The following is a 13473-nucleotide window of genomic DNA, read 5'->3' as shown; positions in this document are numbered from 1 at the left end:
AGTCAAACACTTTTTTCAGCGTTTTTTTCTCTGGCGGGGTGAATCACTTCACTCCCTGCTGAGCCGTCTGCGTTACCGCTTTGCCGTCTCAGTGGTGGCGCATTATAGGCAGGTTCTGAGGAAGCGCAAGGGCAATTTTCAAGTTTTTATTCGTTCGCTTGAAAATTGCACAAAACCGCCTAAATCAGCCCTTTTTAATGCGTCCAGGCAGCTCTGACAGGCTATTAAGCACCCAATCTGCTGCATTTTCCCCTTCAGCGGAAACTGGCTTACCCGTACGCACCAGCACTTTCGTGCCCACACCTGCTGCTGCGGCTGCCTGCATATCTTCTATTTTGTCACCGACCATATAAGAAGCAGCCATATCGATATTCAGATGCTTCTGCGCAGAGAGCAGCATACCCGGCTGCGGCTTACGGCAATCACATACCTGGCGATACTCTTCTACTGTTGCATCTGGCAGATGAGGACAAAAATAGATGCCATCAAGATCGACATCACGATCCGCCAGAGACCAATCCATCCATTCGGTGAGCTGCATAAACTGGTCTTCGGTAAACATGCCACGCGCAATACCGGACTGGTTGGTCACCAGGACCAGCGCGAAGCCCATCTTCTTTAGCGCCTGCAACGCTTCAATGGTGCCATCGATGAATTCAAAATTATCGATTTCGTGAACATAACCATGATCGACATTCAGGGTGCCATCACGATCTAGAAAAATAGCGGGGACTTTGTTCGACACGTAGAAACTCCTGCTGCAAATAATGCCGCACAGTATCGCATGATTGCATATATAGAGAGAATGGCAGATTGAATGACTTCGATTGATTTAGCCGTCTGGATGCCTTAACATCCATCCAAATTTCACGCAGCGCGATCGCGTGAAACCCGATACACCACGGACAACGCAACACGATAACTATTAAACTAATGATTAAACTCGAAAACATTACCAAAGTGTTCCAGCAAGGTTCACGCACCATTCAGGCGCTTTCCAACGTCAGCCTGCACGTGCCTGCCGGACAAATTTATGGCGTCATCGGTTCTTCCGGTGCCGGTAAAAGTACGCTGATCCGCTGCGTCAATTTGCTTGAGCGTCCAACATCGGGGCGCGTTATGGTTGATGGGCAGGATTTGACTGCCCTCTCCTCTTCAAAACTGACGCTGGCACGCCGTCAGATTGGCATGATCTTCCAGCACTTCAATTTGATGAACTCACGGACCGTCGCCGGTAACGTTGCGCTGCCGCTCGAATTGGGCAACCTGTCACGCGAGCAGATCAAAAACCGCGTGACTGAACTGCTGGAATTAGTTGGACTGGCAGACAAGCACGACAGCTGGCCCGCGAATCTTTCCGGTGGACAAAAACAGCGTGTGGCAATTGCCCGTGCGCTGGCCACTAATCCAAAGGTTTTGCTGTGTGATGAAGCCACCAGCGCCCTCGACCCAGCAACCACACGTTCCATCTTAGAATTATTAAAAGACATCAACCGCCGTCTGGAGATCACTATTCTGCTGATCACTCATGAGATGGATGTGGTGAAACGCATCTGCGACCAGGTTGCTGTAATCAGTAATGGCGAACTGATTGAAAAAGACAGCGTCAGTGAAGTGTTCTCACATCCTAAAACGCCACTGGCCCAGCAATTCATTCAATCGACGCTGCATCTGGATATCCCAGACGATTACCAGCAACGTATGACACCGCAAGCCACAGCTGAAAGCGTCCCGCTGTTGCGTCTGGAGTTCACCGGCAAATCGGTAGATGCACCGCTGCTTTCAGAAGCTGCTCGTCGCTTCAATGTGAATAACAACATCATCAGTGCCCAGATGGATTATGCCGGCGGTGTTAAGTTCGGCATTATGCTGGCCGAGATGGATGGCAGTGAAACAGATACACAGGCAGCGATTGCCTGGCTGAAAGAAAATCATGTGAAAGTAGAGGTACTGGGTTATGTCTGAAGCGATGCTGTGGTTACTGACGCGTGGCGTCTGGGAAACGCTGATGATGACCTTCGTCTCTGGTTTCTTTGGTTTTGTACTCGGCCTGCCCGTCGGCGTGCTGCTGTATGTCACTCGCCCAGGGCAAATTCTGGCCAATGGCACACTCTATCGCGTGCTCTCAGCGGTGGTGAATATCTTCCGTTCAATCCCCTTCATTATATTGCTGGTGTGGATGATTCCTTTCACGCGCATGATTGTCGGCACCTCCATTGGTTTGCAGGCCGCTATCGTGCCATTGACAGTGGGTGCCGCTCCCTTTATTGCGCGTATGGTTGAGAATGCGCTGTTAGAGCTGCCAACCGGTTTGATTGAAGCCTCACGCGCGATGGGCGCTACTCCCCTGCAGATCGTACGTAAAGTGCTGCTACCTGAAGCCCTGCCGGGTCTGGTGAATGCCGCTACAATTACTCTGATTACGCTGGTCGGCTACTCCGCGATGGGCGGCGCGGTCGGCGCAGGTGGCTTGGGTCAGATTGGCTATCAGTATGGGTACATTGGCTATAACGCCACTGTGATGAATACCGTGCTGATTTTGCTGGTTGTTCTGGTGTATCTCATTCAATTCTGTGGCGACCGCATTGTCCGTGCTGTGTCACATAAATAAGTAAACAACATCAATAGTCCTCTATTAAGGAAGGGATATGTCTTTCACATTTAAAAAGATTGCCGCTGTGGGTGCTCTGATTGGCGCAATTGCGCTGGCAGGATGCGATCAGAAAGCTAAAGATCCAAACCACATTAAAGTGGGTGTGATTGTCGGTGCTGAGCAGCAGGTTGCTGAAACCGCAGTGAAGGTCGCTAAAGAGAAATACGGTCTGGACGTTGAGCTGGTGACCTTTAACGATTACGTGCTGCCGAACGAAGCATTAAGCAAAGGCGATATCGATGTTAACGCCTTCCAGCATAAGCCTTATCTGGATCAGCAGATCAAAGACCGTGGCTACAAGCTTGTACCAGTGGGTAACACCTTCGTTTATCCGATTGCCGGCTATTCAAAGAAAATCAAATCACTGGATGAACTGCAAAACGGTGCACAGGTTGCGATTCCTAACGATCCAACCAACCTCGGTCGTTCACTGCTGCTGCTGCAGAAAGTTGGCCTGATCAAACTGAAAGATGGCGTGGGCCTGCTGCCAACCTCTCTGGATATCGTTGAGAACCCTAAAAACCTGAAGATTGTTGAGCTGGAAGCACCACAGCTTCCACGTTCACTGGACGATCAGCAGATTGCGCTGGCGGTGATCAACACCACTTACGCCAGCCAGATTGGTCTGACGCCAGCAAAAGATGGCATCTTTGTTGAAGATAAAGATTCTCCTTACGTAAACCTGATCGTCAGCCGTGAAGATAATAAAGATGCGGAAAACGTGAAGAAATTTGTTCAGGCATATCAGTCTGATGAAGTTTCTGAAGCCGCGAACAAAATCTTCAACGGTGGTGCAGTAAAAGGCTGGTAATTTTCGCCTTTGATGCCATCCAGGGCGGCTTCGGCCGCCCTTTCTTTTTGCTGACTTGTTATTTAATCCCGTCCTTGTTTCAATAACGCCACTTTTTACTACTGAGGATGTTGCCATGCGTTTTTTACCGCTCTGCTTGTTAGCATTGATGCTAACCGGGTGTGTCCGTGAATATCACCCAATAAGCAGTGCTCCTGCCCGCCCGCAACAATCATCCAGCCAACCAGAACGTAAGCCAGCTCCACGTCCTGCACCGGTAAAAATTTATACCGATGCCACCGATCTGGTCAGTAATCCGTTCCGCGATCTGGGCGAAGTCTCTGCCGATGATTGCCAAAGCAGCAGCCAGGATTCGCCACCGAATATCAATACCGCACGTAAGCGTCTGCAGATTAAAGCTGCCGGGATGAAAGCAAACGCGATATTGCTGCATAAATGCGAAATCGTCTCCAGCACGCCAGGCTGCTATCGCCAGGCCATTTGCCAGGGCTCAGCACTGAAAGTTTCCAATCAATGAGTGATTTTGCCTTTGCGCAAATCGGCGTTATTCGTTCGCCGTGGAAAGAAAAATTTGCCGTACCGCGCCAGCCAGGCTTAGTTCAGGATGGCGGAGGCGAGTTGCATCTCTTGCCGCCTTATAATCAGCCAGAAGCGGTGCGAGGGCTTGAAGCCTTCAGCCATCTTTGGGTGCTGTTTGTTTTCCATCAGACCATGGAAGGCGGTTGGCGCCCAACCGTGCGCCCTCCTCGCTTAGGCGGCAACGCGCGCATGGGGGTTTTCGCCACCCGATCCACCTTTCGCCCTAACCCCATTGGCATGTCGCTGGTCGAGTTGAAAGGCATTCGATGTGATAAGCAGCAGGTGATTTTGCAACTCGGCAGTCTGGATTTAGTCGATGGCACACCGGTAGTCGATATCAAACCGTATCTGCCGTTTGCTGAAGCCCTGCCCGATGCCCGTGCCGGCTTTGCGCAGAGCGCCCCCGATGCCACCATGCCCGTGCGTTTCTCTGCTCTGGCGCAGCACCAAATCCAGCAGCAGAAAAACTATCCCCATCTGGCACGTTTTATCGCTGACGTTTTAGCGCAGGATCCCCGCCCAGCTTACCGTAAAGGTGAAGCGGGAGATCGTGAGTATGCTGCCTGGCTACTCGACTTTAACGTGCGCTGGCGTATCGATGATATCGGCACAGAAGTGATCGCTCTCGATCCACGCTAAAACAAGCTTTTGAGTGAATGATCTCGCTGGTACACTAGCCGCCAGAAAAATTTTTGTCCGTGTCCTTCCGTACAACTGGAATCGTAATCAATGCGTACTACTCAATATCTGCTCTCTACTCTGAAAGAGACGCCATCCGATGCGGAAGTGATCAGCCACCAGCTGATGCTGCGCGCCGGTATGATCCGTAAACTGGCTTCTGGTCTTTATACCTGGCTGCCGACCGGTGTTCGCGTGCTGCGAAAAGTTGAAAACATCGTACGCGAAGAGATGAACAACGCGGGTGCGATTGAGATCTCCATGCCGGTGGTTCAGCCTGCCGATTTATGGGAAGAGAGCGGCCGTTGGGAGCAGTACGGCCCAGAACTGCTGCGCATTAAAGATCGCCACGAGCGTCCGTTCGTGTTGGGGCCAACTCACGAAGAAGTGGTCACCGATTTGATCCGCAACGAGCTGAGCTCGTACAAACAGCTGCCGCTGAATCTGTATCAAATCCAGACCAAATTCCGTGACGAAGTGCGCCCTCGTTTTGGTGTGATGCGCTCACGTGAGTTCATCATGAAAGATGCCTACTCCTTCCACATCTCACAGGAATCCTTGCAGGAAACCTATGATGCGATGTATCGCGCTTACAGCCAGAGCTTCAGCCGTATGGGGCTGGATTTCCGTGCGGTGCAAGCGGATACCGGTTCGATTGGCGGCAGCGGCTCTCACGAATTCCAGGTGCTGGCGCAGAGCGGTGAAGATGATGTGATCTTCTCCAGCGAATCCGATTACGCCGCCAACATCGAAAAAGCGGAAGCCGTGGCGCCAGCGGGTGAACGTCCAGCGGCAACTCAGGCGATGACGCAGTTTGCTACGCCAAACGCCAAAACCATTGCTGAGCTGGTCGAGCAACATCAGATCCCGGTTGAGAAAACCGTGAAGACGCTGATTGTGAAAGGTACTGAAGAGAGCGGCCATGCACTGGTTGCCTTGCTGGTTCGCGGCGATCACGAACTGAACGAAATTAAAGCCGAGCATCTGGATATCGTTGCCTCTCCACTGGAGATGGGCAGTGAAGAAGCGATTCGTGCCGCCGTTGGCGCAGGCTTTGGTTCAATCGGCCCGGTGGGTTTGAACATGCCAGTGATTGCCGACCGCACCGTGGCGAAGATGAGCGATTTCTCCGCAGGCGCGAACATTGATGGTCAGCACTTCGCCGGTATCAACTGGGTGCGCGATTTGCCAGAAGCCCGTGTGGAAGATATCCGTAACGTCGTCGAAGGCGATCCAAGCCCGGATGGTAAAGGCACACTGCAGATCAAACGTGGTATCGAAGTGGGCCACATCTTCCAGTTGGGTACCAAGTACTCTGACGCAATGAAAGCTGCCGTTCAGGGTGAAGAGGGTCGTAACCAGATTATGACCATGGGTTGCTACGGCATTGGTATCACCCGTGTTGTCGCCGCGGCCATTGAGCAGAACCATGACGAACGCGGCATCATCTGGCCGGCTGCGCTGGCACCGTTCGAAGTGGCGATTTTGCCAATGAACATGCAGAAATCGTTCCGCGTGAAGGAGCTGGCAGAAGAGCTGTACAGCCAACTCCGTGCCAAAGGCATTGATGTGATTCTGGATGACCGCAAAGAGCGTCCAGGCGTGATGTTTGCTGATATGGAACTGATTGGCGTGCCACACACCATCGTCATCGGTGACCGTAACCTCGATAACGAAGAGATCGAGTACAAGGCACGTTCATCCAGCGAGAAGCAGATGATCAAACAGCATGATATTGTCGAGTTCCTGGCAAAAGCGCTGAACAAGTAATACTGAAACGCCTCCAGCTGGAGGCGTTTTTCATTGCACTTTTCCCCGCATCGCTTTCACATTACTGCGCCGTAATTTCCCCTCCAGCCTCCGCTCTTTAGAGGCACGCGTTGGTCGTGTCGCCCGCCGAGCTTTTTCTACCGTGGTTAACTCACGAATCAGATTGATCAGCCGCTGCAGGGCCGCCTCGCGATTCATTTCCTGGCTGCGATACTCCTGAGATTTGATGATCACCACGCCTTCTGCCGTGATCAAATGGTGGCTCGCAGCCAATAGACGTTCCTTGTAGAACGGTGGCAGCGAAGAGGCATGGATATCAAAACGCAGATGGATAGCGGTGGACGTTTTATTCACATGCTGCCCGCCGGCACCTTGTGCACGAATGGCACTGAGCTCGACCTCGTTGTCTGCAAGTGAGACTGAACGCGACAGCACGATCATCTGTCACCTGCCTTTAAGAACGATGTTGTGTCGCGGAATAACCTGTTCATCAACTTAACCTTTTGTGCGCCGCCTTCCTGCTTAAGGCCAGCGCTGTGTGTCACTTTTACACTTTTCTTTGCACAGATCGCGGCTTCCCCTGGCTGATTTCCATGAAAATCCTGTGATATAGTCGCTTATCAACCAGAGTATTTAAGCTCTGCTGAGGGGGTGTATGTGCAAAAGTATTGTGAGTTAGTTCGCCAGAAGTATGCCGAAATCGGCAGTGGCGACCTGGGGTATGTGCCAGACGCGATAGGTTGCGCGCTAAACGCACTCAACGATATTGCCGCTAATTCTGCGCTAAACTCTTCTGTCAGGGAACAAGCAGCTTATGCTGCTGCTAACTTATTGGTGAGCGACTATGTTGACGAATGAAGCCTACAAACCCATCAACTGCGATGACTACGATAGCCTCGAGCTCGCCTGCACCAAACACTGGACGCTGTCTTTGGAGTTAAAAAACGGCGATCAGCTTAAGGCGAAAGCCGTTGACATGGTCTCACGTAAAAACGTGGAGTACCTGACTGTCGATCTCTCCGGTGAAACCCGCGAACTGCGTCTTGACCATATCGCCAGCTTCAGTCATCCCGAGTTGGGCACCGTCATCGTTAGCGAAGACGAATAACTACCACATCCGGGCGGGAATGCTATCCCGCCCTCCTCGCTTACGGCTTCAGCGAACTGTAATACGCCGATAAATCTTCCATATCCTGATCGCTCAATCCTGCCACAAACGCTTTCATCACTTCGGCCTGACCACCGCTGCGCTCCCCTTTTTTATATGCCTGCAAGGAGTGCAGCAGGTAAGGCGCATGTTGCCCGGCAAGATTGGGATAAAGCGGCACAGCACTTTTTCCTTCCGCGCCATGACACGCCAGGCAGGTTGCTGCTTTTTGCGCGCCTGCATTCACATCGCCGTCGGCAAAAGCCGGCAACGCAGCGGCCAGCAATGCTGCCGCCATCCAGTGTTTCATCATTGCTCTCCATCTTATTGTTGTTGTAACCAGATCGCTTGCCAGCCTTGCTCATCACTGGCCGCACCCTCTCGGGTAACAAATAGTCCCGGTGCGCAGATCAGCGTCTGGTTGTAGTAAATCAAAGGAATACGTTCACGCTGCCAGGGTGGAACACCTAACTCCTGCCACAGTTTTTTTATCTCCCGCCCTCCGGCGCGGCCCAGCAGATGATAATAGCCGCTGGCCTGAAAACGAACGTTGATCGATTCGTCCTCGGTGGGCTGACGCAAGGTGGCGATCGCCGGGTTTGCCTGTAATACGCCTAAATTCTCGGGCAGCCGCAGCGCTTGTTCACGATCATGCCAGGTTAGCGAGTGCTGACTCAGCGATGCATGCGCGTTAAGCCAATACAGCCGCTGGCGATAACGGCGGAGTGTGAAGGCAGTAAAACTCAGGCTGGGATTGGCATCTTCACGGCTACACATCACTTCATCGGTGATACGTTTTAAGGCATCACGTGAAGGCATCGCGCCGCCCTGCTGTGCAATCCAGCGACGCAAAAGTGCATGCCGTCGCGCTTCGCTCATCGCCAGCAATGGCGGAAAATGCAGTGCGCCCTGTTCATCAGTGAGCTGGGCCAACTGTTCTGCCAGTAGTTCATCCAGCAATTGCTCCTGCTCACCACATAGCGCGGCACTGCGGGCGCTGGCGGCGCTAAAATGTGGCCAGCGCGTCTGCAGCAACGGCAGAATGTCCTGACGGAGAAAATTACGGTCATAGCGGCTGTCGGCGTTACTCTCATCGTCAATCCAGCCTAAGCCGTGTTCCGTCGCATAGGCTTCGAGTTGCTGACGACTGATATCCAGCAACGGGCGCAGGTGCGAATGTTTCCCCACCTGACGCTGGATGGGCATCCCCGCCAATCCTGCTGGACCACTGCCCCGTTTTAACGCCAACAACAGCGTTTCACACTGATCGTCAAGGTGCTGAGCCGTAAGTAAGTGCTCACCGGGTTGCAGCTGATGAAATAACGCCTGGTAGCGTGCTTCCCGGGCCGCCGCCTCAATGCCTTTTACACGACCATCCACCTGAACACGCAATACTTCGCAGGGAATCAGCCACTGCTGGCAGATATGCAGGCAATGTGACGCCCAGCGCTCCGCATTTGGGCTTAATCCATGATGGACGTGCAACGCGCGCACCTGCAACTCGGGCACCTGGCGTTGCCAGCTCACCAGCTGATGCAGCAATACGGTGGAATCCAACCCGCCACTGAACGCCAGCACACAGCGGGCGTCGGGTGTCAGTAACGAAGCAAGATGGGAAAAGGACATAGCGTAATCCGTCAACGCGAACCGCCTGATTGCGGCCCGCAGCGGTGGCTAGTTTACGCTTGATACAGCTCCAGCGGCAAACCGTCTGGATCCGGAAAGAAAGTGCACGCTTTGCCGGTCAGGGCATCAATGCGGATGGGTTCGCACACCACGCCTTTAGCAGCCAACGCCACAATCGACTGTTCAACATCATCAACACAAAACGCCAGATGACGCAGACCGCAGGCTTCCGGCCCACTGACGCGTGGCGGCGGCGAGGGGAACGAGAACAGTTCGATGGTATAAACCCCGTTTAGTCCCAGATCCCCCTTCCACGAATCACGCTCGGCGCGGTAATACTCACCCAGCAAATCAAAACCTAACACGTCACAGTAAAACGCCTTACTGCGCTGATAATCGGTGGCAATAATGGCAATGTGGTGGATCTGTTTTATCTGCAGCATAGCGGCTCCTAAAGAATCAGCCGCTAAGCCTACGTGCTCGGTAGCGCGCTGAAAAGAGGCAATTGTCCGAAGTTAATGGGTGTTTTCCTCACGTAGCACGCGCACCAGATAGCGCCCATCGTCGGTGAGCGTTGCACCATGGATATCGGTTTCAAATCCAGGATAGTGCCGTCCAATAGTGCAGAGCATCAGCAGAAAATCGAGCACTGCACGGCTCTCCTCCGTGATCATCTCGCCTGGCATCACCAACGGCACGCCCGGCGGATAAGGCAAAATCATGTTGGCAGAGACCCGGCCCACTAACTCACGGATATCGACGGTTTCGACTTGCCCCTGCACCTGGCGCTGGAAGGCCTGATGCGGCGTCATTTTTGATTCAGGTAATACGTCGAAAGCCTTCAGCATCAGGCGTGGCAGATCGTGTTGTCGGATCAGATTATGAATGCCCTGCGCCAACGTCTGAATGCGCATATTGCGATAGAAATCGGGATCTTCGGCATAAAGATCCGGCAGCATGTTTTTCACCCGCAGATTAAGATCGTAGGCGCGTTTGAATTCAGTCAGACCACGCAGCACGCTCATGGCTTTGGTTTTATCGATACCGATGCTGAACAGGAACAGCAAATTGTACGGCCCGGTCTTCTCTACCACCACGCCGCGCTGATCGAGGAACTTCGCCACCAGCGCCGCAGGAATGCCTTCATCCGCCATTTTCCCCAATTCACTCATTCCGGGCGTCAGGATGGTGACTTTGATCGGATCGAGGTACATGTGATCACGATCGGCATGGGTGAATCCATGCCAGTCCTCTTCGCCTGGCTGGATCGGCCAGCACTCAGCTTCATCGATCTGTTCAGGCTGCCAGATGTCGAAGAACCAGCCATCGCACTCTTCACGCAGCCGCTGAATCTCACGACGGAAATGCAGAGCGCGCTCAACTGAGCGATTGATCAATCGCTTGCCCGGATTACCGCGCAGCATCGCCGCCGCCGTTTCAATCGATGAGACAATCGCGTAACTCGGCGATGTGGTGGTGTGCATCATGTAGGCTTCATTGAAGGTGTCGTGGTCGTAATCACCTTTGATGTGAATCAGCGAGGCCTGCGAAAACGCCGCCAGCAGTTTGTGCGTCGACTGCGTTTCATAAATCACTTTGCCGGGAATACGCTCCCCGCTCATACCGCTTTTGCCGCTGTAGATCGGGTGGAAGTTAGTGTACGGCACCCAAGCTGAATCGAAATGAATCGACGGCACATCCAGCGTCTCTTTGATGTACTGGGTGTTATATAATAGGCCATCGTAAGTGGAGTTGGTGATGACGGCATGCACCGGCCAACTGGCGCGTGGTGTCTGATTAACTTTCTGCTGAATGCTATCACGCGTGAACTCCCGCTGCGGGATACCGCCCAAAATACCAAGTGCGTTGCGTGTCGGCTTGAGCCAGATCGGGATGATGTCGCTCATCATCAACAGATGGGTGAGTGATTTGTGGCAGTTACGGTCAATCAGCACCGTACTGCCTGCGGGTGCAGCGTACATCCCAACAATTTTGTTCGAGGTTGAGGTGCCATTGGTCACCATATAGCTTTGTTCAGCACCAAAAGTACGCGCTACATACTCTTCTGCTTCGAGGTGCGGGCCAGTGTGATCGAGCAGAGACCCCAGTTCGGTGACGGAGATGGAGACATCCGCCTTGAGCGTGTTTGCACCGTAGAAGTCATAGAACAGGCTGCCCACCGGGCTTTTCTGGAAGGCGGTGCCGCCCATGTGGCCCGGCGTACAGAAGGTGTATTTGCCCTCTTTCACATAGGTGAACAGCGCTTTAGTCAGCGGCGGCATGATTTTATCGATGTATTCGTCGGTGTACTGGCGGATGTGCAAGGCGATGTCGTCAGCGGCATTGAGCGCGTACTCAAAGAATTGCAGCGCCATGCGCATTTCGTTAATGCTGACATCCATCTGCGAATGGGTGTTGATAAAGGCATACAGCGGCAGATATTCGTTGAGTTGATTGATGTCACTGCACAGCGCCAGACTGTAATCGTCCCAGTCAAAAACCACGCCGCAGATACGCGGGTTGTGTTCTATCAGTTTCAGCAGGTCACTGGCATTGTTGGGATAGACGGTCTGGAACCCTTGCAGCTTGAGGGCTGCGTCCAGTTCACGAATCGGTTCATCTTTGTAGAACGCGCCGTGCGGTCCCATGATCGCGATAATATTCAATGCTCACCTCCTGTGGTGTTATGGCACTGAATAAGGATAGCGAAAAGTGAGAGGTGAATGTTCTGGAATGAGGTGTTGTTGATAGTAGATGTAAGGCTGGGATGCGAGAGACCGTTGTTTAGGGGGGTGCTGAGAGTTGGGTGCTAAGGCCAGAAAAGGCCAGCCCGATCGCAAAGGAACAACGCATCCATGCAGATCGGCCGGGCCGTCCATGGCCCGGACGCTTTGCTCTTCGGCCTGGCCTTCTCTGTCCGGTAAGATTGTCATCGCTGCCCAATTCACTGTCGTCTGTCTAATTCTACCCAGTACTGAGCAATAAACGGACGCTTTGCTATTCGGCCTGGCCTTCTCTGTCCGGTAAGATTGTCATCGCTGCCCAATTCACCGTCGTCTGTCTAATTCTACCCAGTACTGAGCAATAAACAGACGCTTTGCTATTCGGGCTGGCCTTCTCTGTCCGGTTAGATTGTCATTGCTGCCCGACTCATAGCGGTCCGTACGATCGCGCTCAGTAATCAATGGACATAAAAAAAGCGGACCGGAGTCCGCTTTTCTTTATGAGCAAGCAGGCTTACGCGTAGCCGTAGCTCATCAGGCGCTGATAACGACGGTTAAGCAGCTCTTCCGTGCTCAGCACGTCGAGATCCGCCAGATCCGCCAGCAGTTGCTTTTTCAAGCTTGCCGCCATATCCACTGGTTGACGATGCGCGCCACCCAGAGGTTCAGGGATGATCGAGTCGATCAGCTTCAGCTCTTTCAGACGATCGGCGGTGATGCCCATCGCTTCAGCAGCCAAAGGCGCTTTATCGGCGCTTTTCCACAGAATAGAAGCACAGCCTTCCGGTGAAATCACCGAGTAGGTGCTGTACTGCAGCATGTTCACTTTGTCACCCACGCCAATCGCCAGCGCACCACCGGAACCGCCTTCGCCAATCACGGTACAGATGACCGGAATTTTCAGACCTGACATCTCACGCAGGTTGCGTGCAATGGCTTCTGATTGTCCACGCTCTTCGGCGCCCACACCAGGGTATGCACCCGGGGTGTCGATGAAGGTGATCAGTGGCATTTTAAAGCGTTCAGCCATTTCCATCAGTCTCAGCGCTTTACGGTAGCCTTCTGGTGCTGGCATACCGAAGTTACGACGGATTTTCTCTTTGGTTTCACGGCCTTTCTGATGGCCAATGACCATCACCGGACGACCATCAAGACGGGCAATCCCGCCGACAATCGCTTTGTCATCGGCATAAGCGCGGTCGCCAGCCAACTCATCGAAATCATCAAACGCGTTGCGGACATAGTCCAGCGTATAAGGGCGCAGCGGATGACGCGCGAGCTGCGCAACCTGCCATGCACCTAAATCGGAGAAGATTTTACGGGTCAGCTCAACGCTTTTTTCGCGCAAACGCTGCACTTCTTCATCCAGATTAATATCGTGTTTCTCATCCGAACGGCCAATTGACTTCAGCGAGTCGATTTTCGCTTCCAGTTCTGCGATTGGCTGTTCAAAATCCAGGTAATTAAGACTCATAATGTTCCTGTT

General features: G+C 53.0%; 16 protein-coding genes. 9 read left to right on the top strand and 7 right to left on the bottom strand.

Annotated features, from left to right (window positions below; genetic code table 11):
• A partial coding sequence (locus tag VH86_RS26120; RefSeq protein WP_231647185.1) for a hypothetical protein occupies nucleotides 1–217 on the top strand: 217 nt, incomplete at its 5' end.
• Here the strand turns inward: VH86_RS26120 and gmhB are convergent.
• Nucleotides 185–745, bottom strand: coding sequence for a D-glycero-beta-D-manno-heptose 1,7-bisphosphate 7-phosphatase (gene gmhB / locus VH86_RS09900; protein ID WP_045832798.1), 561 nt, complete (start codon nucleotides 743–745; stop codon nucleotides 185–187). The genes VH86_RS26120 and gmhB overlap by 33 nt on opposite strands.
• A 188-nt stretch (nucleotides 746–933) precedes the next feature.
• On the opposite strand from gmhB, the gene metN reads away from it, so the two are divergent.
• The 6 genes from metN (at nucleotide 934) to proS (ending at nucleotide 6491) form a co-directional block, all read left to right on the top strand.
• On the top strand, nucleotides 934–1965 hold the full coding sequence (gene metN, locus VH86_RS09895) for a methionine ABC transporter ATP-binding protein MetN (RefSeq protein ID WP_045832797.1): 1032 nt from the start codon (nucleotides 934–936) through the stop codon (nucleotides 1963–1965).
• Nucleotides 1958–2611 (top strand): methionine ABC transporter permease MetI, encoded by a 654-nt coding sequence (locus tag VH86_RS09890; protein WP_034829428.1) that lies wholly within the window; start codon nucleotides 1958–1960, stop codon nucleotides 2609–2611. The genes metN and VH86_RS09890 overlap by 8 nt, the downstream gene beginning before the upstream one ends.
• 37 nt (nucleotides 2612–2648) lie before the next feature.
• Nucleotides 2649–3464, top strand: coding sequence for a MetQ/NlpA family lipoprotein (locus VH86_RS09885; protein WP_034829430.1), 816 nt, complete (start codon nucleotides 2649–2651; stop codon nucleotides 3462–3464).
• Between the two features lie 115 nt (nucleotides 3465–3579).
• On the top strand, nucleotides 3580–3981 hold the full coding sequence (gene rcsF, locus VH86_RS09880; protein ID WP_038648878.1) for an Rcs stress response system protein RcsF: 402 nt from the start codon (nucleotides 3580–3582) through the stop codon (nucleotides 3979–3981).
• On the top strand, nucleotides 3978–4682 hold the full coding sequence (tsaA, locus tag VH86_RS09875; protein ID WP_038648880.1) for a tRNA (N6-threonylcarbamoyladenosine(37)-N6)-methyltransferase TrmO: 705 nt from the start codon (nucleotides 3978–3980) through the stop codon (nucleotides 4680–4682). The genes rcsF and tsaA overlap by 4 nt, the downstream gene beginning before the upstream one ends.
• Before the next feature lie 90 nt (nucleotides 4683–4772).
• Complete coding sequence (gene proS / locus VH86_RS09870; RefSeq protein WP_045813798.1) at nucleotides 4773–6491, top strand: proline--tRNA ligase; 1719 nt, start codon at nucleotides 4773–4775, stop codon at nucleotides 6489–6491.
• 30 nt (nucleotides 6492–6521) lie between these two features.
• Here the strand turns inward: proS and arfB are convergent, their stop codons facing one another.
• Nucleotides 6522–6932, bottom strand: coding sequence for an alternative ribosome rescue aminoacyl-tRNA hydrolase ArfB (gene arfB, locus VH86_RS09865; protein WP_045832796.1), 411 nt, complete (start codon nucleotides 6930–6932; stop codon nucleotides 6522–6524).
• A gap of 216 nt (nucleotides 6933–7148) precedes the next feature.
• On the opposite strand from arfB, the gene VH86_RS09860 reads away from it, so the two are divergent.
• Together VH86_RS09860 and rof are read left to right on the top strand one after the other, a co-directional pair.
• Nucleotides 7149–7349, top strand: a complete 201-nt coding sequence (locus tag VH86_RS09860; RefSeq protein ID WP_013507964.1) for a YaeP family protein — start codon at nucleotides 7149–7151, stop codon at nucleotides 7347–7349.
• On the top strand, nucleotides 7336–7599 hold the full coding sequence (rof, locus tag VH86_RS09855) for a Rho-binding antiterminator (RefSeq protein ID WP_038648888.1): 264 nt from the start codon (nucleotides 7336–7338) through the stop codon (nucleotides 7597–7599). The genes VH86_RS09860 and rof overlap by 14 nt, the downstream gene beginning before the upstream one ends.
• 40 nt (nucleotides 7600–7639) lie before the next feature.
• On the opposite strand, the gene VH86_RS09850 is transcribed toward rof, so the two are convergent.
• From VH86_RS09850 to accA, 5 genes are all read right to left on the bottom strand, one after another.
• A complete protein-coding gene (locus tag VH86_RS09850) occupies nucleotides 7640–7948 on the bottom strand; it encodes a cytochrome c (RefSeq protein WP_034829444.1) in 309 nt (102 codons plus the stop codon).
• A 14-nt stretch (nucleotides 7949–7962) separates the two neighbouring features.
• Nucleotides 7963–9264 carry a tRNA lysidine(34) synthetase TilS gene (gene tilS, locus VH86_RS09845; RefSeq protein ID WP_045832795.1) on the bottom strand — a complete coding sequence of 434 codons (1302 nt, stop codon included), beginning with the start codon at nucleotides 9262–9264 and terminating at the stop codon, nucleotides 7963–7965.
• Nucleotides 9265–9317: 53 nt separating this feature from the next.
• Nucleotides 9318–9707: a VOC family protein gene (locus tag VH86_RS09840; protein WP_038648896.1), complete on the bottom strand. Its 390-nt coding sequence runs from the start codon at nucleotides 9705–9707 to the stop codon at nucleotides 9318–9320.
• 72 nt (nucleotides 9708–9779) lie between these two features.
• Complete coding sequence (locus VH86_RS09835) at nucleotides 9780–11930, bottom strand: lysine decarboxylase LdcC (RefSeq protein WP_045832794.1); 2151 nt, start codon at nucleotides 11928–11930, stop codon at nucleotides 9780–9782.
• Between the two features lie 571 nt (nucleotides 11931–12501).
• The gene (accA, locus tag VH86_RS09830) at nucleotides 12502–13461 is read right to left on the bottom strand and encodes an acetyl-CoA carboxylase carboxyl transferase subunit alpha (protein WP_034829454.1); all 960 of its coding nucleotides are present in this window, start codon (nucleotides 13459–13461) and stop codon (nucleotides 12502–12504) included.
• Nucleotides 13462–13473: the final 12 nt, after the last annotated feature.

The sequence above is a fragment of the Pantoea sp. BL1 genome, from assembly GCF_000963985.1.
In the GTDB taxonomy this organism is placed as follows: domain Bacteria; phylum Pseudomonadota; class Gammaproteobacteria; order Enterobacterales; family Enterobacteriaceae; genus Pantoea; species Pantoea rwandensis_B.
This window is presented reverse-complemented; position numbering and strand designations above follow the sequence as displayed.

Excerpts from the sequence above, each read along its gene's own strand:
- VH86_RS09885 (WP_034829430.1), top strand. The coding sequence starts at position 2,649 with ATGTCTTTCACATTTAAAAAGATTGCCGCTGTGGGTGCTCTGATTGGC.
- VH86_RS09840 (WP_038648896.1), bottom strand. The coding sequence starts at position 9,707 with ATGCTGCAGATAAAACAGATCCACCACATTGCCATTATTGCCACCGAT.
- proS (WP_045813798.1), top strand. The coding sequence starts at position 4,773 with ATGCGTACTACTCAATATCTGCTCTCTACTCTGAAAGAGACGCCATCC.
- VH86_RS09850 (WP_034829444.1), bottom strand. The coding sequence starts at position 7,948 with ATGAAACACTGGATGGCGGCAGCATTGCTGGCCGCTGCGTTGCCGGCT.
- accA (WP_034829454.1), bottom strand. The coding sequence starts at position 13,461 with ATGAGTCTTAATTACCTGGATTTTGAACAGCCAATCGCAGAACTGGAA.
- arfB (WP_045832796.1), bottom strand. The coding sequence starts at position 6,932 with ATGATCGTGCTGTCGCGTTCAGTCTCACTTGCAGACAACGAGGTCGAG.
- rcsF (WP_038648878.1), top strand. The coding sequence starts at position 3,580 with ATGCGTTTTTTACCGCTCTGCTTGTTAGCATTGATGCTAACCGGGTGT.
- rof (WP_038648888.1), top strand. The coding sequence starts at position 7,336 with ATGTTGACGAATGAAGCCTACAAACCCATCAACTGCGATGACTACGAT.
- VH86_RS09890 (WP_034829428.1), top strand. The coding sequence starts at position 1,958 with ATGTCTGAAGCGATGCTGTGGTTACTGACGCGTGGCGTCTGGGAAACG.
- metN (WP_045832797.1), top strand. The coding sequence starts at position 934 with ATGATTAAACTCGAAAACATTACCAAAGTGTTCCAGCAAGGTTCACGC.
- tilS (WP_045832795.1), bottom strand. The coding sequence starts at position 9,264 with ATGTCCTTTTCCCATCTTGCTTCGTTACTGACACCCGACGCCCGCTGT.
- tsaA (WP_038648880.1), top strand. The coding sequence starts at position 3,978 with ATGAGTGATTTTGCCTTTGCGCAAATCGGCGTTATTCGTTCGCCGTGG.